The sequence below is a fragment of the Hypericibacter adhaerens genome (assembly GCF_008728835.1).
Taxonomy (GTDB): domain Bacteria; phylum Pseudomonadota; class Alphaproteobacteria; order Dongiales; family Dongiaceae; genus Hypericibacter; species Hypericibacter adhaerens.
The window spans coordinates 2,066,072-2,087,118 of the sequence record NZ_CP042582.1 but is presented as its reverse complement, the minus strand read 5'-3'; the positions used below and the strand labels follow the sequence as shown (position 1 = coordinate 2,087,118).

Genomic DNA, 21,047 nt, shown 5'->3' with positions numbered 1-21,047 from the left:
ATCACGCCATCTTGGCGCGGACTTCGTCGGCAACCGCCTGAGGCACCTGCTCGTAGTGGTCGAAATGCATGCTGTACTGCGCCCGGCCCTGGGACATCGAACGCAGCGTGTTCACGTAGCCGAACATGTTGGCCAGCGGCACCATGGCGGTGATCACGCGCGCATTGCCGCGTGAATCCATGCCCTGCACCTGGCCGCGCCGGCTGTTCAGGTCGCCGATGACGTCGCCCATGTAGTCCTCGGGCGTCACCACCTCAACCTTCATGATCGGCTCGAGAAGCTTGGGGCCCGCCTTCGGAATGCCCTCGCGGTAGCAGGCGCGCGCGGCGATGTCGAAGGTGAGCACGTTGGAGTCGACGTCGTGATAGGCGCCGTCGATCAGCGTCGCCTTGAAGTCGATCATCGGGAAGCCGGCGATCACGCCGGATTCCTTCGCGGCCTTGAGGCCCTTCTCGACGCCCGGCACGAACTCGCGCGGAACCGCGCCGCCGACCACGTCGTTCTCGAACTCGAACCCGCCGCCCGGGGGCAGCGGCTCGAAGCGGATCTTGACGCGGGCGAACTGGCCCGAGCCGCCGGTCTGCTTCTTGTGGGTGTAGTCCTGCTCGATGGTCTTGGAGATCGTCTCGCGATAGGCCACCTGCGGCGCGCCGACGTTGGCCTCGACCTTGAACTCGCGCTTCATGCGGTCGACGATGATCTCGAGATGCAGCTCGCCCATGCCCTTGATGATGGTCTGGCCGCTCTCGGCGTCGCTCGACACGCGGAAGGACGGGTCTTCCTGGGCCAGGCGGTTGAGCGCCATGCCCATCTTCTCCTGGTCGCCCTTGGTCTTGGGCTCGACCGCGACCTCGATGACCGGCTCGGGGAACTCCATGCGCTCCAGCACGATCGGATTGGCCGGATCGCAGAGCGTGTCGCCGGTGGTGGTGCCCTTCAGGCCCGCCAGCGCGACGATGTCGCCGGCGCGCGCTTCCTTGATGTCCTCGCGATGGTTCGCATGCATCTGCAGCATGCGCCCGCACCGCTCCTTGTCGCCCTTCACGGTGTTCAGCACCTGCTGGCCCGCGGCCAGCACGCCCGAATAGATGCGCACGAAGGTGAGCGAGCCGACGAACGGATCGGTCATGATCTTGAAGGCGAGGCCCGAGAAGGGCTCGTCGTCCGAGCTCTTGCGGCTGAGCGGCTCGTCGCTGTCCGGCTTCACGCCGACCACGTCCGGCACGTCGGTCGGGGCCGGCAGGAAGTCGACCACGGCGTCGAGCAGCAGCTGCACGCCCTTGTTCTTGAAGGCGCTGCCGCAGATGACCGGAATATGCGTGCTGGCGATGGTGCCCTTGCGGACCAGCCGCTTGATGGTGGCTTCGTCGGGCACCTTGCCGTCGAGATAGGCCTCGAGGACGGCCTCGTCGAGCTCGACCACGCTCTCGATCAGCTTGTGGCGATACTCCTCCGCCTTCGCCTTCATGTCGGCCGGGATATCGCCCACGACGAACTCGGCGCCGAGCGACTCATCCTTCCAGACGACGCTCTTCATGCGCACCAGATCGACGACGCCGACGAAATCGCTTTCGATGCCGATCGGCAGCTGCAGGACCACCGGATTCGCGCCGAGGCGGTCGATGATCATCTGCACGCAGCGATAGAAGTCCGCGCCGACGCGGTCCATCTTGTTGACGAAGCACATGCGCGGCACGCCGTACTTGTCGGCCTGGCGCCACACCGTCTCGGACTGCGGCTCGACGCCGGCGACGCCGTCGAACACCGTGCAGGCGCCGTCCAGCACGCGCAAGGACCGCTCGACCTCGATGGTGAAGTCGACATGGCCCGGGGTGTCGATGATGTTGATGCGATGGTCGCGCCAGAAGCAGGTCGTGGCGGCCGAGGTGATGGTGATGCCGCGCTCCTGCTCCTGCTCCATCCAGTCCATGGTGGCGGTGCCTTCATGGACTTCGCCGATCTTATAGGACCGGCCGGTATAATAGAGGATGCGCTCGGTCGTGGTGGTCTTGCCGGCATCGATGTGAGCCATGATGCCGATGTTTCGGTACCGATCGAGCGGAGTTGTGCGCGCCATGATATCGGGTGTCCTCGAACTCTTTCGCTATCGCCTGGGTTACCAGCGGTAGTGCGAGAAGGCCTTGTTGGCCTCGGCCATCTTGTGCGTGTCTTCGCGCTTCTTCACCGAGGCGCCGCGGTTGTTGGCGGCGTCGAGCAGCTCGGCCGAGAGGCGGTCGGTCATCGTGGTCTCGGAGCGGCCGCGCGCGGTCTGGATGATCCAGCGGATCGCCAGCGCCTGGGCGCGCTCCGGACGGACCTCGACCGGAACCTGGTAGGTGGCGCCGCCGACGCGCCGCGAGCGCACCTCGAGGTGCGGCTTCACGTTGTCGAGCGCGTCGCGGAACACCTTCACCGGATCGCCCTTGGACTTCTTCTCGACCTGCTCGAGCGCGCCATAGACGGTCAGCTCGGCGACCGACTTCTTGCCCGCATACATCAGCGAGTTCATGAACTTCGTGATGACGACGTCGCCGAACTTGGCGTCCGGCAGGACTTCGCGCTTCTCGGCAGCATGACGACGGGACATCGGATCGACGCTCCTTAGATCACTTCGGCCGCTTGGCGCCGTACTTCGAACGGCGCTGGCGGCGGTCCTTCACGCCCTGGGTGTCGAGCGTGCCGCGGATGATGTGGTAGCGAACGCCCGGCAGGTCCTTCACGCGGCCGCCACGGATCATGACGACCGAATGCTCCTGCAGATTGTGGCCTTCGCCGGGGATGTAGCTCGTGACCTCGTAGCCGTTGGTGAGCCGCACGCGCGCGACCTTGCGCAGCGCCGAGTTCGGCTTCTTCGGCGTCGTGGTGTAGACGCGCGTGCAGACGCCGCGCTTCTGCGGGCTCGAATTCAGCGCCGGCACCTTGTTGCGGGCGGCGACCGGGCGACGCGGGCTGTTGATCAACTGATTGATCGTCGGCATCGGCTATAGGTCCTCGTACGGTTGCAAAACCGCGATGCAAACGACCGCGCCGAGCCAAAACGCTTCGGCTCGTGCGGCCAGAAAAATAGTCGCCAGGGGCATGGCCCCGCTCGGCGACCTATGTGTGTCGTTCGTGCTTTTCGGCGGCGCTGCGTCTAGACCGTTTGCAGGTCTACCACCAGCCCCGGAAGGCGCGCGGATAATATGAATCGACCTCCCCCCCGTCAAGCGCGAAACAGCAAGAGAATTCATTGCATTGCGGGCGGTTGCCGGGGCCTGGGCGCGGGGCGGGCAATTTTCAATTAACCGAGGGTTTCTGCGGGTTTCAGCCCCGGGCGCCCGGTTTCATCCACAGGAGCGCTTCGCGCCGCCGCCGCCGCCCGGGAGCGCCTTCCGCGTCGCCGAGGCGGCCTCGGCCGCGGTGGCAGTCATAAATTTCAGTTCTGAATCAATATATTGAATGTGATTCTCCCCGGCCACCCTTGCACGAGGCGCCGAGATGGCCGGAATCCATGCAAATGGCGCAGGACAGTCGTTCCGGGCGCTCTGTCGCACCCCGAAAAGGACGGGGCCCGCCTTCCTTCCGGAAGACGGGCCCCTTCGATCTTCAGCTCTCGCTCGAGCGGGGGCCTGAAGCCACCGCACGGACTCGAGATCAGGCGACTTCCGACTGCCCCTCGTTGGCGGCCGGCAGCGCCGGCTGGGCCTGGGCGGCCGTGAGCGCCCGGTCGCGGTCGGCGGCCAGCTGGCGCAGCCGGTTCATGACGGCGCCGGTGCCAGCCGGGATCAGACGGCCCACGATCACGTTCTCCTTGAGGCCGGTCAGCTGGTCGACGCGACCGGAGACGGCGGCCTCGGTGAGCACGCGGGTGGTCTCCTGGAAGGAGGCCGCCGAGATGAAGGAGTTGGTCTGCAGGCTGGCCTTGGTGATGCCCTGCAGCACCGGCATGCACCTCGCCGGACGCCCGTTCTCCTGCTCGGCCTTGTGGTTGACGATCTCGAACTCCGCGCGATCGATCTGCTCGCCGACCAGGAAGGTCGTGTCGCCGGGCTCGGTGATCTCGACCTTCTGCAGCATCTGGCGGACGATCACCTCGATGTGCTTGTCGTTGATCTTCACGCCCTGCAGCCGATAGACCTCCTGGATCTCCTTGATCAGGTAGTTCGCGAGGGCCTCGACGCCCAGCACGTTCAGGATGTCGTGCGGCACGGGGTTGCCGTCCATCAGCAGGTCGCCGCGCTGCACATAGTCGCCTTCCTGGACGCTGATATGCTTGCCCTTCGGGATCAGGTATTCGACGGGCTGGCGATCGCCCTCCTCCGGCACCACCAGGATCCGGCGCTTGGTCTTGTAGTCCTTGCCGAACTCCACGCGGCCGGCGATGTCGCTGATGATCGCGTAGTCCTTCGGCTTGCGAGCCTCGAACAACTCGGCCACGCGCGGCAGACCGCCGGTGATGTCGCGGGTCTTGGAGGATTCACGCGGGATGCGGGCCAGCACGTCGCCCGCCTTCACATGGGCGCCGTTCTCGATCGACAGGATCGCGTCGACCGAGAGGAAGTAGCGCGCCTCGATGCCGTTGGGCAGCGTGATGACCTCGCCCTTCTCGTCGCGCAGCGTGATGCGCGGCTTCAGCTCGTTACCGCGCGGCTGCTGCTTCCAGTCCACGACCACGCGGCTGGAGATGCCGGTCGTCTCGTCGAGCACCTCGCGCATCGACACGCCGTCGACTAGGTCGACATAGTTGGCGATGCCGTCGCGCTCGGTGATGATCGGCAGCGTGTAGGGATCCCACTCGGCGAGCTTCGTGCCCTTCGCGACCTTCACCCCGTCATCCACCAGGAGCTTGGCGCCGTAGGGGATGCGATGGCGGGCCTTCTCGCGGTTGGCCTCGTCGCGCAGCACGATCTCGCAGTTGCGACCCATCACGATCGGGATGCTCTGGCTGTTCTTGACCACGTTGAGATTCTTGATCTCGACCTTGGCCTCGAACGCCGCCTCCACGCTCGACTGCTCGGCGCCGCGCTGCGCCGCGCCGCCGATATGGAAGGTGCGCATGGTGAGCTGGGTGCCTGGCTCGCCGATCGACTGGGCGGCGATGACGCCGACCGCCTCGCCGATGTTCACGGTCGTGCCGCGGGCGAGATCGCGCCCGTAGCACTTGCCGCAGACGCCGACCTCGGTCTGGCAGGTCAGGACCGAACGGATCAGCACCGTGTCGATGCCGGCCCGATCGATCACGTCGACCTTGTCCTCGTCGATCAGCTCGCCCGCCGCGACCAGGGTCTTGTCGGTGAGCGGATCCTTCACGTCCACGGACGAGGTGCGTCCCAGGATGCGCTCGGCCAAGGGCGCGATCACCTCGCCGCCCTCGACCACGGCCTTCACCGTGAGGCCGCGGGTGGTGCCGCAATCCTCCTCGGTGATGATGCAGTCCTGGGCGACGTCGACCAGGCGGCGGGTCAGATAGCCCGAGTTCGCCGTCTTGAGCGCGGTGTCGGCCAGGCCCTTGCGGGCGCCGTGCGTCGAGTTGAAATACTCGAGCACCGTCAGGCCTTCCTTGAAGTTCGAGATGATCGGCGTCTCGATGATCTCGCCCGACGGCTTGGCCATCAGGCCGCGCATGCCGGCGAGCTGCTTGATCTGCGCCGCCGAGCCGCGGGCGCCCGAATGGGCCATCATGAAGACCGAGTTGATGTCGCGGCCGGTCGACTTCTCCTGCATGACCTTCATCATCGCGTCGGCCACGCGTTCGGTGCACTGCGACCAGGCATCGACGACCTTGTTGTATTTCTCGCCCTGGGTGATCAGGCCGTCGAGATACTGCTGCTCGTACTCCTTCACCTTCTTATGGGCGTCGGCGACCAGCTTCTCCTTGTCTCTCGGGATGATCAGGTCGTCCTTGCCGAACGACATGCCCGCGCGGCAGGCGTGGTAGAAGCCCATGCCCATGAGCCGGTCGGCGAAGATGACCGTCTCCTTCTGGCCGCAATGGCGGTAGACGATGTCGATGACGTTGGTGATCTCCTTCTTGGTGAGAAGGCGATTGACCAGGTCGATCGGCACGTTCGGATGACGCGGCAGGATCTGCGACAGCAGCATGCGGCCCGGCGTGGTGGCGATCACCTTGGTGACCGGCTCGCCGTCCGTGCCGATCCAGCTGCAGCGCGCCTTGATCGGCGTGTGCAGCGTGATCACCTTGTGGGCCAGCGCATGCTCGATCTCGGCGATCGTGCCGAACGCCATGCCTTCGCCCGGCTCGCCCTTGCCTTCCATCGTCAGGTAGTAGAGGCCGAGCACGATGTCCTGAGACGGCACGATGATCGGCTTGCCGTTCGCGGGGCTCAGGATGTTGTTGGTCGACATCATGAGCACGCGCGCCTCGAGCTGGGCTTCCAGCGAGAGCGGCACATGGACCGCCATCTGGTCGCCGTCGAAGTCGGCGTTGAAGGCGGTGCAGACCAGCGGATGGAGCTGGATCGCCTTGCCCTCGATCAGCACCGGCTCGAAGGCCTGGATGCCGAGGCGGTGCAGCGTCGGCGCGCGGTTCAGCAGCACCGGATGCTCGCGGATGACCTCCTCGAGGATGTCCCAGACTTCCGGCCGCTCCTTCTCGACCATGCGCTTGGCGGCCTTGATGGTCGAGGCCATGCCGTAGAGCTCGAGCTTGGAGTAGATGAAGGGCTTGAACAGCTCGAGCGCCATCTTCTTCGGCAGGCCGCACTGATGCAGCTTGAGCTCAGGCCCGACCACGATCACCGAGCGGCCCGAATAGTCGACGCGCTTGCCGAGCAGGTTCTGGCGGAACCGGCCCTGCTTGCCCTTGAGCATGTCGGAGAGCGACTTCAGCGGGCGCTTGTTGGCGCCGGTGATGACGCGACCGCGCCGGCCGTTGTCGAAGAGCGCGTCGACCGCCTCCTGCAGCATGCGCTTCTCGTTGCGCACGATGATGTCGGGCGCGCGCAACTCGATCAGCCGCTTCAGGCGGTTGTTGCGGTTGATGACGCGGCGATAGAGGTCATTGAGGTCCGAGGTCGCGAAGCGGCCGCCGTCGAGCGGCACCAGGGGGCGCAGCTCGGGCGGGATCACCGGGATGACCTCGAGGATCATCCAGGAGGGATGGCTGCCGGATTCGAGGAAGGCCTCGACCAGCTTCAGCCGCTTCACCAGCTTCTTGCGCTTGGCCTCGGAGGTCGTGTCCTTGAGGTCGGCCATCATGGTGACCCGCTCCTGCTCGAGGTCGATCGCCTCGAGCATGGTGCGGAGCGCCTCGGCGCCGATATTGGCCTGGAAGGCCTCCTCGCCGAACTCGTCCTGCGCGTTCAGATACTGCTCTTCCGAGAGCAGCTGATGGCGCTTGAGCGGGGTCAAGCCCGGCTCGACCACCACGAAGTTCTCGAAATAGAGGATCCGCTCCAGCTCCTTCAGCGTCATGTCGAGCAGCAAACCGATGCGGCTCGGCAGCGACTTCAGGAACCAGATATGGGCGACCGGCGAGGCCAGCTCGATATGGCCCATGCGCTCGCGGCGCACCTTCGAGAGCGTGACCTCGACGCCGCACTTCTCGCAGATGATGCCGCGATACTTCATGCGCTTGTACTTGCCGCACAAGCACTCGTAGTCCTTGATCGGCCCGAAGATGCGGGCGCAGAACAGGCCGTCGCGCTCCGGCTTGAAGGTCCGGTAGTTGATGGTCTCCGGCTTCTTGATCTCGCCGTAGGACCAGGAGCGGATGCGCTCCGGGCTGGCGATCGAGATGCGGATCTCGTCGAAGCTTTGCGGCGTGGTGACCTGGGTAACGACGTTGAGCAGCTCGTTCATCGAACGCTCCTTACTTAATAGCTACGCTGATTGAGCTCGACATTGAGGCCGAGCGAACGGAGTTCCTTGACGAGCACGTTGAAGGATTCGGGAATGCCCGCCTCGAAATTGTCGTCGCCGCGGACGATCGCCTCGTAGACCTTGGCGCGGCCGGAGACGTCGTCGGACTTGACCGTGAGCATCTCCTGCAGGGTGTAGGCCGCACCGTAGGCTTCGAGCGCCCACACCTCCATTTCGCCGAAGCGCTGGCCGCCGAACTGGGCCTTGCCGCCCAGCGGCTGCTGGGTGACCAGGCTGTAGGGGCCGATCGACCGGGCGTGGATCTTGTCGTCCACCAGGTGATGCAGCTTCAGCATGTAGATGTAGCCGACCGTGACCTTCCGCTCGAAGGGCTCGCCGGTGCGCCCGTCGACCAGGGTGACCTGGCCGGAGGAGTCGAGACCGGCTTCCTTCAGCATCTTCACGATGTCGTCTTCGCGCGCGCCATCGAACACGGGCGAGGCGATCGGCACGCCGTCCTTCAGATGGCTGGCGAGCTCGACCACCTGGGCGTCGTCCAGGCTGCCGATCTCCTGCTTGTAGACGGCCTCGCCATAGATATCCTTCAGGTCCTTGCGCAGGTCGGCAACCTTGCCGGACTGCACCACACGGTCGAGCATCTGGCTGACCTGGCGCCCGAGATTGGCGCAGGCCCAGCCCAGATGGGTCTCCAGGATCTGGCCGACATTCATGCGGCTGGGCACGCCCAGCGGGTTCAGCACGATGTCGACCTGGGTGCCGTCCTCGAGATAGGGCATGTCCTCGATGGGCACGATCTTGGAGATGACGCCCTTGTTGCCGTGGCGGCCGGCCATCTTGTCGCCCGGCTGCAGCTTGCGCTTCACCGCGACGAACACCTTGACCATCTTCATCACGCCCGGCGGCAGCTCGTCGCCGCGCTGCAGCTTCTCGACCTTGTTCTCGAAGCGGGCCGAGAGCGCGTCGATCTGCTCCTGGAATTGCTTCTTCAAGGCCTCGATGTCGGCCATGCGCTTGTCGGCCTTCACCGTGATCTGACGCCAGTTGTGGTGGGTCAGCTCGGCCAGGATCTTGTCGGTGAGCTTGGTCTCCGGCTTCAGGTTCTTCGGCCCCGTGACCACGACCTGGTTCAGCAGCAGCTCGTGGAGGCGGTTATGGAAGCTCCGCTCCAGGATCGCCTTCTCGTCGTCGCGGTCCTTGGCCAAGCGCTCGATCTCGGCCCGCTCGATCGCGAGCGCGCGCTCGTCCTTGTCGACGCCGCGCCGCGAGAAGACGCGGACCTCGACGATGGTGCCCGAGACGCCCGGCGGCAGCCGCAGCGAGGTGTCGCGCACGTCCGAGGCCTTCTCGCCGAAGATGGCGCGCAGGAGCTTCTCTTCCGGCGTCATCGGCGATTCGCCCTTCGGCGTCACCTTGCCCACCAGGATGTCGCCCGGCTTCACCTCGGCACCGATATAGACGATGCCCGCCTCGTCGAGGTTCTTCAGAGCCTCTTCGCCGACGTTCGGGATGTCGCGGGTGATCTCTTCCTGGCCCAGCTTGGTGTCGCGGGCCATCACCTCGAATTCCTCGATATGGATCGAGGTGAAGACGTCGTCGCTGACGATCCGCTCGGAGATCAGGATCGAGTCCTCGAAGTTGTAGCCCTGCCAGGGCATGAAGGCGCAGAGCACGTTGCGGCCGAGCGCCAGCTCGCCGAGGTCGGTGGAGGGGCCGTCGGCGATGATGTCGCCGGCCTTCACCACGTCGCCCACCTTCACCAGCGGACGCTGGTTGATGCAGGTGTTCTGGTTCGAGCGCTGGAACTTCAGCAGGTTGTAGATGTCGACGCCCGGGGCCTCGGCGCGCGTCTCCTCGGTCGCCCGGATGACGATGCGGGTCGCGTCGATCTGGTCGACGATGCCCGACCGCTTGGCGGCGATGGCGACGCCCGAATCGCGGGCCACCGTCTCCTCCATGCCGGTGCCGACCAGCGGCGCCTCGGCGCGCAGGAGCGGAACCGCCTGGCGCTGCATGTTCGAGCCCATCAGCGCGCGGTTGGCGTCGTCGTTCTCGAGGAACGGGATGAGCGCCGCGGCCACGGACACGAGCTGCTTGGGCGACACGTCCATGTAGTCGATGTCCTCCGGGCGCGCCATGACGAAGTCGCCGCCGCGCCGGCAGGAGATCAGGTCGGAGATGAACTTGCCCTTGGCGTCGAGCTCGGCGTTGGCCTGGGCGATCGTGTATTTGCCCTCCTCCATCGCCGACAGGTACGCCACGTCCTTCGTCACATGCGCCTTCTCGACCTTGCGGTACGGGCTCTCGATGAAGCCGTACTGGTTGATGCGGGCATAGGTGGCGAGGCTGTTGATCAGGCCGATATTCGGGCCTTCCGGCGTCTCGATCGGGCAGATGCGGCCGTAATGCGTCGGGTGCACGTCGCGCACCTCGAAGCCCGCGCGCTCGCGCGTCAGGCCGCCCGGCCCCAGCGCCGAGAGACGCCGCTTGTGCGTGATCTCGGAGAGCGGATTGGTCTGGTCCATGAACTGCGAGAGCTGCGAGGAACCGAAGAACTCGCGCACCGCGGCCGCCGCCGGCTTGGCGTTGATCAGGTCGTGCGGCATCACCGAATCGATCTCGACCGAGCTCATGCGCTCGCGGATCGCGCGCTCCATGCGCAGCAGGCCGATGCGATACTGGTTCTCCAGCAGCTCGCCCACCGAGCGGACGCGGCGGTTGCCGAGATGGTCGATATCGTCGATCTCGCCGCGGCCGTCCTTGAGCTCGACCAGCATGCGAACGATCTGCAGGATGTCATCCTTGCGCAACACCCGCACGGTATCCTCGGTGGTGAGGCTCAGGCGCGAGTTCATCTTCACGCGGCCCACGGCCGAAAGGTCGTAGCGCTCGGAATCGAAGAACAGGCCCTGGAACAGCACCTCGGCCGTGTCCAGCGTCGGCGGCTCGCCCGGACGCATGACGCGGTAGATGTCGATCAGCGCTTCCTCGCGCGAATTATTCTTGTCGGCCATCAGCGTGTTGCGGATGTAGGGACCGACATTGACATGGTCGATCGCCAGCACCGGGATCGCGTTGATGCCGGCCTGCTCCAGCTCGGCCACCAGCTTCTCGGTCAGCTCGTGGCCGGCCTCGATGAAGATCTCGCCGGTCTTCTCGTTGATGAGATCCGCGGCGACATAGCGCCCGACCAGATCCTCCACCGGCACGAGCTGCTCCTTGAGGCCCGCCTCCTGGAGCTTCTTCGCCAGGCGCGGCGACATCTTGGTGCCGGCCTCGGCCACCGCCTTGCCGGTCTTGGCGTCGATCAGGTCGTGGGCGAGCTTGACGCCCTTCATCCGTTCCGGATCGAACGTCGTCTGCCAGCCCTTCTTGGTGCGGTTGTAGGTGGTCTGGCCATAGAAGAAGGCCAGGATCTCCTCGGCCGACATGCCGCCGAAACGGCGGTCCTCCTCGGTGATGTCCTCGCCCTTGCGGATCTTCTGCACGACGTTCTGGCCGGCGAGCGCCATGAACAGCGTCGTTACCGGCAGCTTGCGGCGGCGGTCGATGCGGACATAGACGAGGTCCTTGGCGTCGAACTCGAAATCGAGCCAGGAGCCGCGATAGGGGATGACGCGGGCCGCGAACAGATACTTGCCCGAGGAATGGGTCTTGCCCTTGTCGTGATCGAAGAAGACGCCCGGCGAACGGTGCATCTGGCTGACGATCACGCGCTCGGTGCCGTTGACGATGAAGGTGCCGTTCGCCGTCATGAGCGGCATGTCGCCCATATAGACGTCCTGCTCCTTGATGTCGCGGATCGAGCGGGCGCCGGTCTCCTCGTCCACGTCCCAGACGACGAGACGCAGGGTGACCTTGAGCGGGGCCGCGAAGGTCATGCCGCGCTGCTGGCACTCCTCGACGTCGTATTTCGGCTCCTCGAGCTCGTAGCGCACGAACTGCAGCTCCGACCGCTCGGAGAAGTCCTTGATCGGGAACACCGACCGGAACACCTCCTGGAGGCCGACGCTCACGCGCTGCTCCGGGGTAACGCCGATCTGCAGGAAATGATCGTAGGAGCTCTTCTGCACCTCGATCAGGTTCGGCATCCGGGTGATCTCCGGAATGCGGCCGAACGACTTGCGGATCCGCTTACGTCCCGTGAAGGAATTGGTCATTGCTGTCCTCGCCTCGCGCGTCATGCCCGTCAACTGGGCCAAGGAGCTCCTGGGGCTCCCACCGGCGGGTTTCTCGCGGTCATCGGCGCCTTGCGCCTTCCGCCCGGGCCCCGTGCCCGTCGCCGCGTTTCGATCTCTCGGGGATGCGGCGATCCCAAATTCGCTGTCGGATCTCTGGGGCTCGCGGGCGACGCGGCCGCCGTTTCCGAAACCTTCGCGGGGTCTGGAAACGGCGGCCTTGTCGTTCGCTGCCGGAAATCCGGCGTCGCGACCGGTCCGACTACTTCAGCTGGACCTTCGCGCCGGCTTCCTCGAGCTTCTTCTTCATCGCCTCGGCTTCCGCCTTCGGCACGCCGTCCTTCACCGTCTTGGGCGCACCCTCGACGAGGTCCTTGGCCTCCTTGAGGCCGAGGCTGGTGATGGCGCGGACTTCCTTAATCACGTTGATCTTCTTGTCGCCGCCGTCGACGAGAATGACCGAGAACTCGGTCTGCTCGGCGGCCGGAGCCGCAGCCGCGGCAGCGCCGCCGGCAGCCGCCACCGCAACCGGTGCCGCCGCCGAGACGCCCCACGCCTCTTCCAGCTTCTTCGACAGCTCGGCCGCCTCGAGGACGGTGAGCTTCGACAGTTCGTCGACCAACTTCTGCAGATCAGCCATTTTAACTTCTCCTAAGGCTTGAACGCTTTTCTGGGTTCGGCTCGGAGCCGCGCGTCACGACGCGCCGCCCTCTTTCGTCGCATAGGCATTGAAGACGCGAGCCAGCTGGCCGGCAGGGGCCGCGAGGACCGAGGCGACGCGCGTCGCCGGGGTCTGCAGCATGCCGAGGATCTTGGCGCGAAGCTCGTCGAGCGACGGCAGGCTGGCGAGGGCCTTGATCCCTTCGGGATCGAGGACCTGGTTGCCCATGACGCCGCCCACGATGGTGAGCTTCTCGTTGTCCTTGGCGAAGGTGGTCGCCACCTTCGCCGCTGCCACCGGATCCTTGGAATAGGCAAGCGCCGTGGTTCCGGTGAGCATTCCAGACAGGCCCGTGAATTTGGTGCCTTCTAGAGCGCGACGAGCGAGCCGATTCTTGGCCACGCGGAAGCCGGCACCGGCTGCACGCATCTTGCGCCGAAGGTCCGTGGACTCGGCCACGGTCAGACCGGTCTGGCGTGTCACCACGACCAGCTCGGCGTCCTTCAGCGTGTTGTGCAGCGAGGTGATCAGCTCCAGTTTTTCGGATCGGTCCACTGATCGTCTCCGCTTTGGGGCCCTTGGATCCGATCTCGCGATCGGCCCTCGAGCCCCGGTTGCTCGATGGACCTCCGGCGACTTGGCGTCCCCGGACGTCCGGTTCGGCCTGTCCCAGAAGCTCAAGCCCAGAAACGGAAGGCAGGGACGACCCGACGGGACTGTCCGCACCACCGCTCTGAAACTCGATCTCCCGTCTATGCAGGGCGTGGGAACCAGTCCCACCGGATTAAGCCCTTCCGTCGCTCCTTGAGAGAGCGGCTTCCGGGCACCTGCAGTCTCGGACAGGTGCGGCCGGCTTCGATCCCGAAGGATCTCCCCCGGCCTGTCCGGCTTCCCGCTCCCCGCGAAGGGACCGGGTCGCCGTATTCAGATCCGGACCGCCGGGCCGCTCCTCGGGGGAGCGATCCGGCGGTCCGGGAAAACTCAGCCGACGACCGTCGCCACGTCGAGCTTCACGCCCGGGCCCATGGTCGAGCTCAGCGACACCCTCTTGAGGAAGGTGCCCTTGGCCCCGGCCGGCTTGGCGCGGTTGATCGCGCCCACGAAGGCCTTCACGTTGTCTGCGATCGCCGCCTCGCTGAAGCTGGCCTTGCCGATGCCGGCATGGATCAGCCCCGACTTCTCGGCGCGGAACTCGACCTGGCCGCCCTTGGTCGCCTTGACCGCCTCGGCCACGTCGTTGGTGACGGTGCCGAGCTTCGGGTTCGGCATCAGGCCGCGCGGGCCCAGCACCTTACCGAGACGGCCCACCAGCGCCATCATGTCCGGCGTGGCGATGACGCGGTCGAACTCGATCTGACCGGCATTGACCTTCTCCGCCAGATCTTCGGCGCCGACGATGTCGGCGCCCGCATCCTTGGCGATCTTGGCCTTGTCGCCCTTGGCGAACACGGCCACGCGCAGCGACTTGCCGGTGCCGTGCGGCAGCTGCACGACGCCGCGCACGTTCTGGTCGGCGTGACGCGGATCGATGCCGAGGTTCAGCGAAATCTCGATGGTCTCGTCGAACTTCGCCGTCGCGTTCGTCTTGATGATCTTCACGGCGTCGGCGACGCTGTAGAAGGCGTCGCGGTTGATGCCCTCGTAAGCCTTGCGCAGTCTCTTTCCGGTTGCCATGGCTTACCCCACCACCTCGATGCCCATCGAACGCGCGGTGCCCTTGATCATCTGGGCGGCCGCATCGACGTCATGCGCGTTGAGATCCTTCATCTTCTGCTCGGCGATCTTGCGGACCTGCGCCATCGTCACCTTGCCGACGAAGCCGCGCCCCGTGGTCTGGGCGCCCTTCTCGATGCCGGCCGCCTTGAGCAGGAAGTAGCTCGCGGGCGGGGTCTTGGTGACGAAGGTGAAGGAGCGGTCCGAGAACGCGGTGATGATCACCGGGATCGGCATTCCCGCTTCCATGCCCTGCGTCGCCGCGTTGAACTGCTTGCAGAACTCCATGATGTTCAGGCCGCGCTGGCCCAGCGCCGGACCCACCGGCGGCGAGGGATTCGCCTTCCCGGCCGGGATCTGCAGCTTGATATAGCCTTCGATCTTCTTTGCCATGTTCCTACCTCAGCTCTCTCCCGCATCGCTGCAGGCCCGCCGCAAACCGTCGGCGGATCCGTCGGACCCCGATCGGGTCCCCAAGGCGCGCGGTTGATCGGCCCTGGCCAGGCCTCCCGCACCGAAGCCGCAACCGGACATCCGTCCGCGCTGCGGCGCCATCCTCGCCGGACGCAAGAAGCTCAGAGCTTCTCGACCTGCGAGTATTCGAGCTCGACCGGCGTGGCGCGGCCGAAGATCGACACGGCGACCTTGAGGCGGCCGCGCTCTTCGTCCACTTCCTCCACCAGCCCGTTGAACGAGGTGAAGGGGCCGTCCGCGACGCGGACCTGCTCGCCCACCTCGAAGATCACGGCCCGTTTCGGGCGCTCCACGCCTTCCTTCACCTGGTTCTGGATCCGCTCCGCCTCCGCATCCGAGATCGGCGACGGACGACCCTTGCCGCCGAGGAAACCGGTCACCTTCGGCGTGTTCTTCACCAGGTGCCAGCTCTCGTCGGTCATCTCCATCTTCACCAGCACGTAGCCGGGGAAGAACTTGCGCTCGGCATTGACCTTGGAGCCGCGGCGCACCTCGACGACCTCTTCGGTCGGCACCAGCACCTCCGCGATCTCCGTCATGCCCGCCTGCTGCGCCTGCTCGCGGATCGACTGCGCGACCTTGCGCTCGAACCCCGAATAGACATGCACCACGTACCAACGCTGGGCCATCACTCAGCTCCCCAACCCGATCACGTAGCGCATCAGCAGCGACAGCACCTGGTCCACGAGGAAGAAGAAGACGGCGGCCAGAACCACCATCAGGAACACCATCGCCGTGGTGATTCCGGTCTCCTTGCGGGTCGGCCAAGTGACCTTGCCGACTTCCTGGCGCACTTGCCGGGCAAACTCCAACGGGTTGATCTTCGCCATGCCTTCCATTCAAACCCTGAACCGATCGCGGTGCCCGTCAGAGCGGGCGGTGGCAGGAGTGGAGGGACTCGAACCCCCAACCCCCGGTTTTGGAGACCGGTGCTCTAGCCAATTGAGCTACACTCCTAAGACCCGAGGGGCCGATCCCGAAGCACCGGCCCGACAGTCGCGGCTGCCGTCCCCCGCTTGCGGCTCCAGTCCTGCTCCTAAAACCGTCTACTCGATGATGGATGCGACGACGCCGGCGCCGACCGTGCGGCCGCCCTCGCGGATGGCGAAGCGCAGGCCCTCGTCCATCGCGATCGGCGCGATCAGATGCACCTCCATCGCGATGTTGTCGCCCGGCATCACCATCTCCGTGCCCTGCGGCAGAACGATCGTCCCCGTCACGTCCGTCGTCCGGAAGTAGAACTGCGGGCGATAGTTCGAGAAGAACGGCGTATGACGACCGCCCTCCTCCTTCGTCAGAATGTAGGCCTCCGCCTTGAACTTCGTGTGCGGCGTGATCGAGCCCGGCTTCGACAGAACCTGGCCGCGCTCCACTTCCTCGCGCTTCGTCCCGCGCAGCAGCGCCCCGATGTTGTCGCCAGCCTCTCCGTAGTCCAGCAGCTTGCGGAACATCTCGACGCCCGTCACCACCGTCTTCGTCGTCGGACGCAGGCCCACGATCTCGACCTCGTCGCCGACCTTCACCGACCCGCGCTCGATGCGGCCCGTCACCACCGTCCCGCGGCCCGAGATCGAGAATACGTCCTCGATCGGCATCAGGAACGGACGGTCCTTCGCGCGCTCAGGCTGCGGAATGTAGCTGTCCACCGCCTGCATCAGCTTCAGGATCGCGTCATGACCCAGCGCCGGCTCCCGGCCCTCCAGCGCGCACAGCGCCGAGCCCCGAACCATCGGGATCTTGTCGCCAGGGAAGTTGTACGACGTCAGCAGCTCGCGAACCTCCAGCTCCACCAGCTCCAGGAGCTCGGGGTCGTCCACCATGTCGCACTTGTTCAGGAACACAACCAGCGCCGGAACGCCGACCTGGCGCGCCAAAAGGATATGCTCGCGCGTCTGCGGCATCGGACCATCCGCCGCCGAGACCACCAGGATCGCGCCGTCCATCTGCGCGGCTCCCGTGATCATGTTCTTCACATAGTCCGCATGACCCGGGCAGTCCACATGCGCGTAGTGGCGAGCCTTCGTCTCATACTCCACATGCGCCGTGTTGATCGTGATCCCGCGCGCCTTCTCCTCAGGCGCCTTGTCGATCTGGTCGTAGGCCATGAACGTCGCCCCGCCCGTCTCCGCCAGCACCTTCGTGATCGCCGCCGTCAATGACGTCTTCCCGTGGTCGACGTGACCGATCGTCCCAATGTTGCAGTGCGGCTTGTTCCGCTCGAATTTCGCCTTCGCCATCGTGGTCGGTTCCTGCTGACTTGAGCCTTGTCTGGTGGCATCGGCCCTCAGCGGGCCCGACGCCTGTTCTTGCTTCTGCCGGTTTAGAGCCCCCGGACGGGCTTCGACCCTTGCGCCTGATCGTCGTGGTTTGGAGCGGGTGACGGGAATCGAACCCGCGTAGCCAGCTTGGAAGGCTGGAGCTCTACCATTGAGCTACACCCGCGCTGTACCGCTCGATTCCATGGACTGCTGTGAACCTTCAAAAGCGCTCGCGTCACCGCTCACGTGGCCGAAGAGGATGGTGGAGGGGGTAGGATTCGAACCTACGTAGGCTGACGCCAACGGGTTTACAGCCCGTCCCCTTTAGCCACTCGGGCACCCCTCCGTACGCCCTTTCCGGTCGCGCGACGGAGTTGCGAACTATGTGGATTTACAGCAGCTTGTCAACGTCTAAACACACGAAAAGCGCCCCGTCGTCCGTTCCACACCACAGAGGCAACGGTCGAGGGCGGATCTTGGTAGCCGAATTGTGGAAGGCAATGTAATCAGGGCCATGCGCAAAGGCAAGCCGCGTTTCCCGCAATCCCGCTCTGCTTCAAACCGTCGCCCCGAAACCGACCGTTCCTCGGCCGCGCCGCCGCCCTCGGGCACGAAGCCCGGCCGATCGCCGGGAGGGCGCGGGGCCGACTCGCCGCGCCGGCCCGCCGGGCCGGCCCCCGGCCCCCTCGCCCCTGAACCCGAGCGCGACCGCCCCCGCCGCCCGCCGCCCGAACGCGCCGGAACCAGCGGTTTCTGGCTGTTCGGGCTGCATGCGGTCAGGGCTGCCCTGGCCAACCCCCGCCGTCATATCCACCGGATCCTGGTGATCCGGGAGCTGGCCGGCGAGCTGTTCGAGGGCATCGACCGGTCCGCCCGGCCCCGTCCCCTGCCCACCCCGGAATCGATGGACAAGGACGCCATCGGGAGGCTCCTGCCGGCGGGCGCCGTCCATCAAGGCGTCGCCGCCCGGGTCGAGCCCTTGCCTTATATCGCGCTCGAGGACCTGACGGCCGACCTCGACCCGAACGCCCCCGCGCTCCTGGTCGTGCTGGACCAGGTCAGCGACCCCCATAATGTCGGCGCCATCCTGCGCTCGGCCGCGGCCTTCGGCGCCAGCGCCGTGATCGTGACCGAGCGCCATGCGGCGCCCGAGACCGGCACCCTGGCCAAATCCGCCAGCGGGGCGCTGGACGTGGTGCCCCTGGTGCGGGTCGCCAACCTGGCCCGGGCGCTCGAGCTTCTTAAAAAGGCCAATATTTGGTGCCTGGGTTTTGCGGCCGATGCGCCCGACAGCCTGCCCGAGGCCAAGCTCGCGGACCGGGTGGCGCTGGTGCTGGGCTCCGAAGGCCAGGGGATGCGCCGCCTGACGCGCGAGGGCTGCGACCTCCTGCTCCGCCTGCCGACCGGGGGGCCGATCGATCAACTCAACGTGTCCAACGCCGCCGCGATTGCGCTCTACGAATGGGCCCGCCAGCATCGGCAGCCTCGCTGACCGGCTTCTTGGCCGGGGAACCCGCGCTCAAGGGCCGACAGGGAACAGCAGGACCATGAAGATCAGATCCGTGACCACCGCCGCCGTCCTCGTGCTGAGCTTCGCGGTCGCGGGCGGGATGCTGCTGCTGAACGGCCTCTCCGTGCTGGCCCAGGACAAGATCATCGCCCCCGGCGCCAGCGACGAGATGATCGACGGCTTCTTCAAGCCCTTCGACACCAACAACGACCGCGTCATCTCCTACGAGGAATTCTCGGTCAAGCAGCGCAGCCGCTTCGCCCAGCTCGACGCCGACAAGAACGGCCAGCTGTCGCTCGATGAGTTCACGGCCGAGGTCCAGAGCAAGCCCGACAAGCTCGCCAAGGAAACCACGCGCTTCGCCAGCCTCGACAAGAACCAGGACGGCAGCCTGACTCCGGAGGAGTTCGAGGCGCCGCGGCGCAAGCAGTTCGACGATATGGATGCGAACTGCGACGGCCAGATGTCCTGGCCCGAGTTCGCCGCCACGGTGCGCAACAAGCCGATGCCGAAAGGCTGCTGACGCCCGACCGAGGCTCTCGATCGACGGACCGCATGAGCTCGCGCGAAAGATAATCTCGCGCGACCGGGCAATCTTCCTTTCTTGAATCGCGGATGCCGCCTCGGTTCAGTGGCGCCTCCGTCGGGAGGGTGCGGCCGCAGGGACGGTTCGCGCTGCCTCGCTCCGCCGAATGAGCCCTCCTTCCCCGCATAATTCCTCTTGAGCCTCATCGGGGTTACATGCGCTCATCTCCGGTGCCTGAAAGGAATTCCCGGCGGGCAGGCTCCGCTCCCGGGAAGGTTGAATGAAAAAACGAGCGCCGATGGGAAGGACATCATCATGAAGAAGCTGCTTGCGGCGTTGGCGATCGGGGCGGGGTTGGCCCTGGGCGCGCCGGTCGTTCATGCGGAGACACCGAAGGACACGCTGATCGAGGCCTGGCGGTTCGACGACATCATCTCGCTGGACCCTGCGGAGATGTACGAGATCTCGACCTACGAGTTCGTGGGCAATGTCTATGTGACCCTGATCTCCATCGATCCGCACGACACCTCGCATATCGTCCCGCGCGCGGCCGAGAGCTGGTCGGTCTCCGACGACGGCCTGACCTATACCTTCAAGCTGCGCCCCGGCCAGAAGTTCCACAGCGGCAATCCGCTCACCGCCGCCGACGTCGTCTATTCGTTCCAGCGCATGACGGTGCTCAACCTGGCGCCGGCCTTCCTGATCCAGGATCTGGGCATTTCCGCGGACAACGCGAAGGACACGCTGAAGGCCGTGGACGACCTGACCTTCCAGCTCAAGGTCGACAAGCCCTACGCCCCCTCCTACGTGATCAACGTGCTGTCGGCCTCGAACTTCGCCATCGTCGACAGCAAGCTGCTCAAGAACCACGAGACCAACAACGACTGGGGCAATGGCTGGCTCAAGACCAACTCGGCCGGCTCCGGTCCCTTCATCCTCAAGAGCTGGAAGCCCGACGAGACGCTCGTGATCGAGGCGAACCCCGATTACTACGGCGGCGCGCCGAAGCTGAAGCGGGTCGTCTGGCGTAACATCGCCGAGGAATCGGCGCAGCGCCTGCTGCTGGAATCGGGCGATGTCGACATCGCCCGCAACCTCTCGGCCGACCAGCTCGACGGGCTGCGCCAGAAGGGCGGCTTCGAGGTGACCTCGACCGCCCAGAGCACCAGCCTCTATATCGGCCTGAACCTGAAGAACAAGTATCTGGCCAATCCCAAGGTACGCGAGGCGATCCGCTATCTGGTCGACTATCAGGGGCTGGAGAAGACGGCGCTGCGCGAGCGCTATGTCACCAACCAGACCTTCCTGCCCAGCAGCTTCCTGGGTTATGTCGACTCCAACCCCTACAAGCTCGACATCGCCAAGGCCAAGTCGCTGCTGGCCGAGGCCGGCTATGCCGACGGCTTCGAGCTGTCGGTCGATCTCGCCTCGACCTTCCAGGAGCGCATGGACATCGCCCAGAGCCTGCAAGGGACGATGGCCCAGGTCGGCATCAAGCTGAAGATCCTCTCGGAGGATGCCAAGACCGCGCTGACCGCCTACCGCGCCCGCAAGCACGACCTCTATCTCGGAACCTGGGGCGTCGACTATTTCGATCCGAACACGAACATGGTGTTCGTGGTCAACACCGACAATTCGGACGAGCCCGCGAGCAAGCCGCTCTCCTGGCGCAACAGCTGGATCGATCCGGACCTGACGGCCAAGGCCCAGGCCCTGCTGATGGAACGCGACGAAGCCAAGCGCAAGGCCGGCTATCAGGACCTGATCAAGGCATGGCAGCCGATCTCGCCCTTCGCCATGCTGTATCAGGAGGTCCAGGTCGCTGCCCTCCTGCCCAAGGTCAAGAACTTCTATCTGGGCCCGTCGGCGGAGACCACGCTCTATGTCGGCGTGAGCAAGGAATGACGGC

The 21,047-nt window shown here is 65.5% G+C and carries 15 protein-coding genes and 3 tRNA genes; 3 read left to right on the top strand and 15 right to left on the bottom strand.

Features of this window, described 5'->3' with window-relative positions; all coding sequences use genetic code 11:
• Position 1: 1 nt before the first annotated feature.
• The 15 genes from fusA to FRZ61_RS08935 all read right to left on the bottom strand — a co-directional run bounded on the left by fusA (position 2) and on the right by FRZ61_RS08935 (position 17,448).
• Positions 2 to 2,077 (bottom strand): elongation factor G, encoded by a 2,076-nt coding sequence (gene fusA / locus FRZ61_RS09005; RefSeq protein ID WP_151116755.1) that lies wholly within the window; start codon positions 2,075 to 2,077, stop codon positions 2 to 4.
• 39 nt (positions 2,078 to 2,116) lie between these two features.
• Positions 2,117 to 2,587: a 30S ribosomal protein S7 gene (gene rpsG, locus FRZ61_RS09000; RefSeq protein ID WP_151116753.1), complete on the bottom strand. Its 471-nt coding sequence runs from the start codon at positions 2,585 to 2,587 to the stop codon at positions 2,117 to 2,119.
• A gap of 19 nt (positions 2,588 to 2,606) precedes the next feature.
• The gene (gene rpsL / locus FRZ61_RS08995; protein WP_151116751.1) at positions 2,607 to 2,978 is read right to left on the bottom strand and encodes a 30S ribosomal protein S12; all 372 of its coding nucleotides are present in this window, start codon (positions 2,976 to 2,978) and stop codon (positions 2,607 to 2,609) included.
• 655 nt (positions 2,979 to 3,633) lie between these two features.
• Complete coding sequence (rpoC, locus tag FRZ61_RS08990) at positions 3,634 to 7,800, bottom strand: DNA-directed RNA polymerase subunit beta' (RefSeq protein ID WP_151116748.1); 4,167 nt, start codon at positions 7,798 to 7,800, stop codon at positions 3,634 to 3,636.
• Positions 7,801 to 7,814: 14 nt separating this feature from the next.
• On the bottom strand, positions 7,815 to 11,978 hold the full coding sequence (gene rpoB / locus FRZ61_RS08985; RefSeq protein ID WP_151116746.1) for a DNA-directed RNA polymerase subunit beta: 4,164 nt from the start codon (positions 11,976 to 11,978) through the stop codon (positions 7,815 to 7,817).
• A gap of 280 nt (positions 11,979 to 12,258) precedes the next feature.
• The gene (rplL, locus tag FRZ61_RS08980) at positions 12,259 to 12,636 is read right to left on the bottom strand and encodes a 50S ribosomal protein L7/L12 (RefSeq protein WP_151116744.1); all 378 of its coding nucleotides are present in this window, start codon (positions 12,634 to 12,636) and stop codon (positions 12,259 to 12,261) included.
• Between the two features lie 54 nt (positions 12,637 to 12,690).
• A complete protein-coding gene (gene rplJ, locus FRZ61_RS08975; protein ID WP_151116742.1) occupies positions 12,691 to 13,212 on the bottom strand; it encodes a 50S ribosomal protein L10 in 522 nt (173 codons plus the stop codon).
• A 426-nt stretch (positions 13,213 to 13,638) separates the two neighbouring features.
• Positions 13,639 to 14,331: a 50S ribosomal protein L1 gene (gene rplA / locus FRZ61_RS08970; protein ID WP_151116740.1), complete on the bottom strand. Its 693-nt coding sequence runs from the start codon at positions 14,329 to 14,331 to the stop codon at positions 13,639 to 13,641.
• 3 nt (positions 14,332 to 14,334) lie between these two features.
• Positions 14,335 to 14,763: a 50S ribosomal protein L11 gene (rplK, locus tag FRZ61_RS08965; protein ID WP_151116738.1), complete on the bottom strand. Its 429-nt coding sequence runs from the start codon at positions 14,761 to 14,763 to the stop codon at positions 14,335 to 14,337.
• A gap of 182 nt (positions 14,764 to 14,945) precedes the next feature.
• Positions 14,946 to 15,473, bottom strand: a complete 528-nt coding sequence (gene nusG, locus FRZ61_RS08960) for a transcription termination/antitermination protein NusG (protein WP_151116736.1) — start codon at positions 15,471 to 15,473, stop codon at positions 14,946 to 14,948.
• A gap of 3 nt (positions 15,474 to 15,476) precedes the next feature.
• Positions 15,477 to 15,674 (bottom strand): preprotein translocase subunit SecE, encoded by a 198-nt coding sequence (secE, locus tag FRZ61_RS08955; RefSeq protein WP_151116734.1) that lies wholly within the window; start codon positions 15,672 to 15,674, stop codon positions 15,477 to 15,479.
• 50 nt (positions 15,675 to 15,724) lie between these two features.
• Positions 15,725 to 15,801: transfer RNA gene (locus tag FRZ61_RS08950), tRNA-Trp, on the bottom strand.
• 89 nt (positions 15,802 to 15,890) lie between these two features.
• On the bottom strand, positions 15,891 to 17,081 hold the full coding sequence (tuf, locus tag FRZ61_RS08945; RefSeq protein WP_151116732.1) for an elongation factor Tu: 1,191 nt from the start codon (positions 17,079 to 17,081) through the stop codon (positions 15,891 to 15,893).
• A 131-nt stretch (positions 17,082 to 17,212) separates the two neighbouring features.
• Positions 17,213 to 17,286, bottom strand: a tRNA-Gly gene (locus FRZ61_RS08940).
• Between the two features lie 76 nt (positions 17,287 to 17,362).
• Positions 17,363 to 17,448 (bottom strand) — tRNA-Tyr (locus tag FRZ61_RS08935).
• A gap of 411 nt (positions 17,449 to 17,859) precedes the next feature.
• Here FRZ61_RS08935 and rlmB point away from each other — a divergent pair.
• From rlmB to FRZ61_RS08920, 3 genes are all read left to right on the top strand, one after another.
• Positions 17,860 to 18,594 (top strand): 23S rRNA (guanosine(2251)-2'-O)-methyltransferase RlmB, encoded by a 735-nt coding sequence (gene rlmB, locus FRZ61_RS08930; protein WP_263641766.1) that lies wholly within the window; start codon positions 17,860 to 17,862, stop codon positions 18,592 to 18,594.
• Between the two features lie 55 nt (positions 18,595 to 18,649).
• Positions 18,650 to 19,135, top strand: coding sequence for an EF-hand domain-containing protein (locus tag FRZ61_RS08925; protein ID WP_151116729.1), 486 nt, complete (start codon positions 18,650 to 18,652; stop codon positions 19,133 to 19,135).
• Between the two features lie 318 nt (positions 19,136 to 19,453).
• On the top strand, positions 19,454 to 21,043 hold the full coding sequence (locus FRZ61_RS08920) for an ABC transporter substrate-binding protein (RefSeq protein ID WP_151116727.1): 1,590 nt from the start codon (positions 19,454 to 19,456) through the stop codon (positions 21,041 to 21,043).
• Positions 21,044 to 21,047 lie beyond the last annotated feature (4 nt).

Coding starts and splice junctions, on each gene's coding strand:
- fusA (WP_151116755.1), bottom strand. CDS start 2,077: ATGGCGCGCACAACTCCGCTCGATCGGTACCGAAACATCGGCATCATG.
- rpsG (WP_151116753.1), bottom strand. CDS start 2,587: ATGTCCCGTCGTCATGCTGCCGAGAAGCGCGAAGTCCTGCCGGACGCC.
- rpsL (WP_151116751.1), bottom strand. CDS start 2,978: ATGCCGACGATCAATCAGTTGATCAACAGCCCGCGTCGCCCGGTCGCC.
- rpoC (WP_151116748.1), bottom strand. CDS start 7,800: ATGAACGAGCTGCTCAACGTCGTTACCCAGGTCACCACGCCGCAAAGC.
- rpoB (WP_151116746.1), bottom strand. CDS start 11,978: ATGACCAATTCCTTCACGGGACGTAAGCGGATCCGCAAGTCGTTCGGC.
- rplL (WP_151116744.1), bottom strand. CDS start 12,636: ATGGCTGATCTGCAGAAGTTGGTCGACGAACTGTCGAAGCTCACCGTC.
- rplA (WP_151116740.1), bottom strand. CDS start 14,331: ATGGCAACCGGAAAGAGACTGCGCAAGGCTTACGAGGGCATCAACCGC.
- rplK (WP_151116738.1), bottom strand. CDS start 14,763: ATGGCAAAGAAGATCGAAGGCTATATCAAGCTGCAGATCCCGGCCGGG.
- nusG (WP_151116736.1), bottom strand. CDS start 15,473: ATGGCCCAGCGTTGGTACGTGGTGCATGTCTATTCGGGGTTCGAGCGC.
- secE (WP_151116734.1), bottom strand. CDS start 15,674: ATGGCGAAGATCAACCCGTTGGAGTTTGCCCGGCAAGTGCGCCAGGAA.
- tuf (WP_151116732.1), bottom strand. CDS start 17,081: ATGGCGAAGGCGAAATTCGAGCGGAACAAGCCGCACTGCAACATTGGG.
- FRZ61_RS08925 (WP_151116729.1), top strand. CDS start 18,650: ATGAAGATCAGATCCGTGACCACCGCCGCCGTCCTCGTGCTGAGCTTC.
- FRZ61_RS08920 (WP_151116727.1), top strand. CDS start 19,454: ATGAAGAAGCTGCTTGCGGCGTTGGCGATCGGGGCGGGGTTGGCCCTG.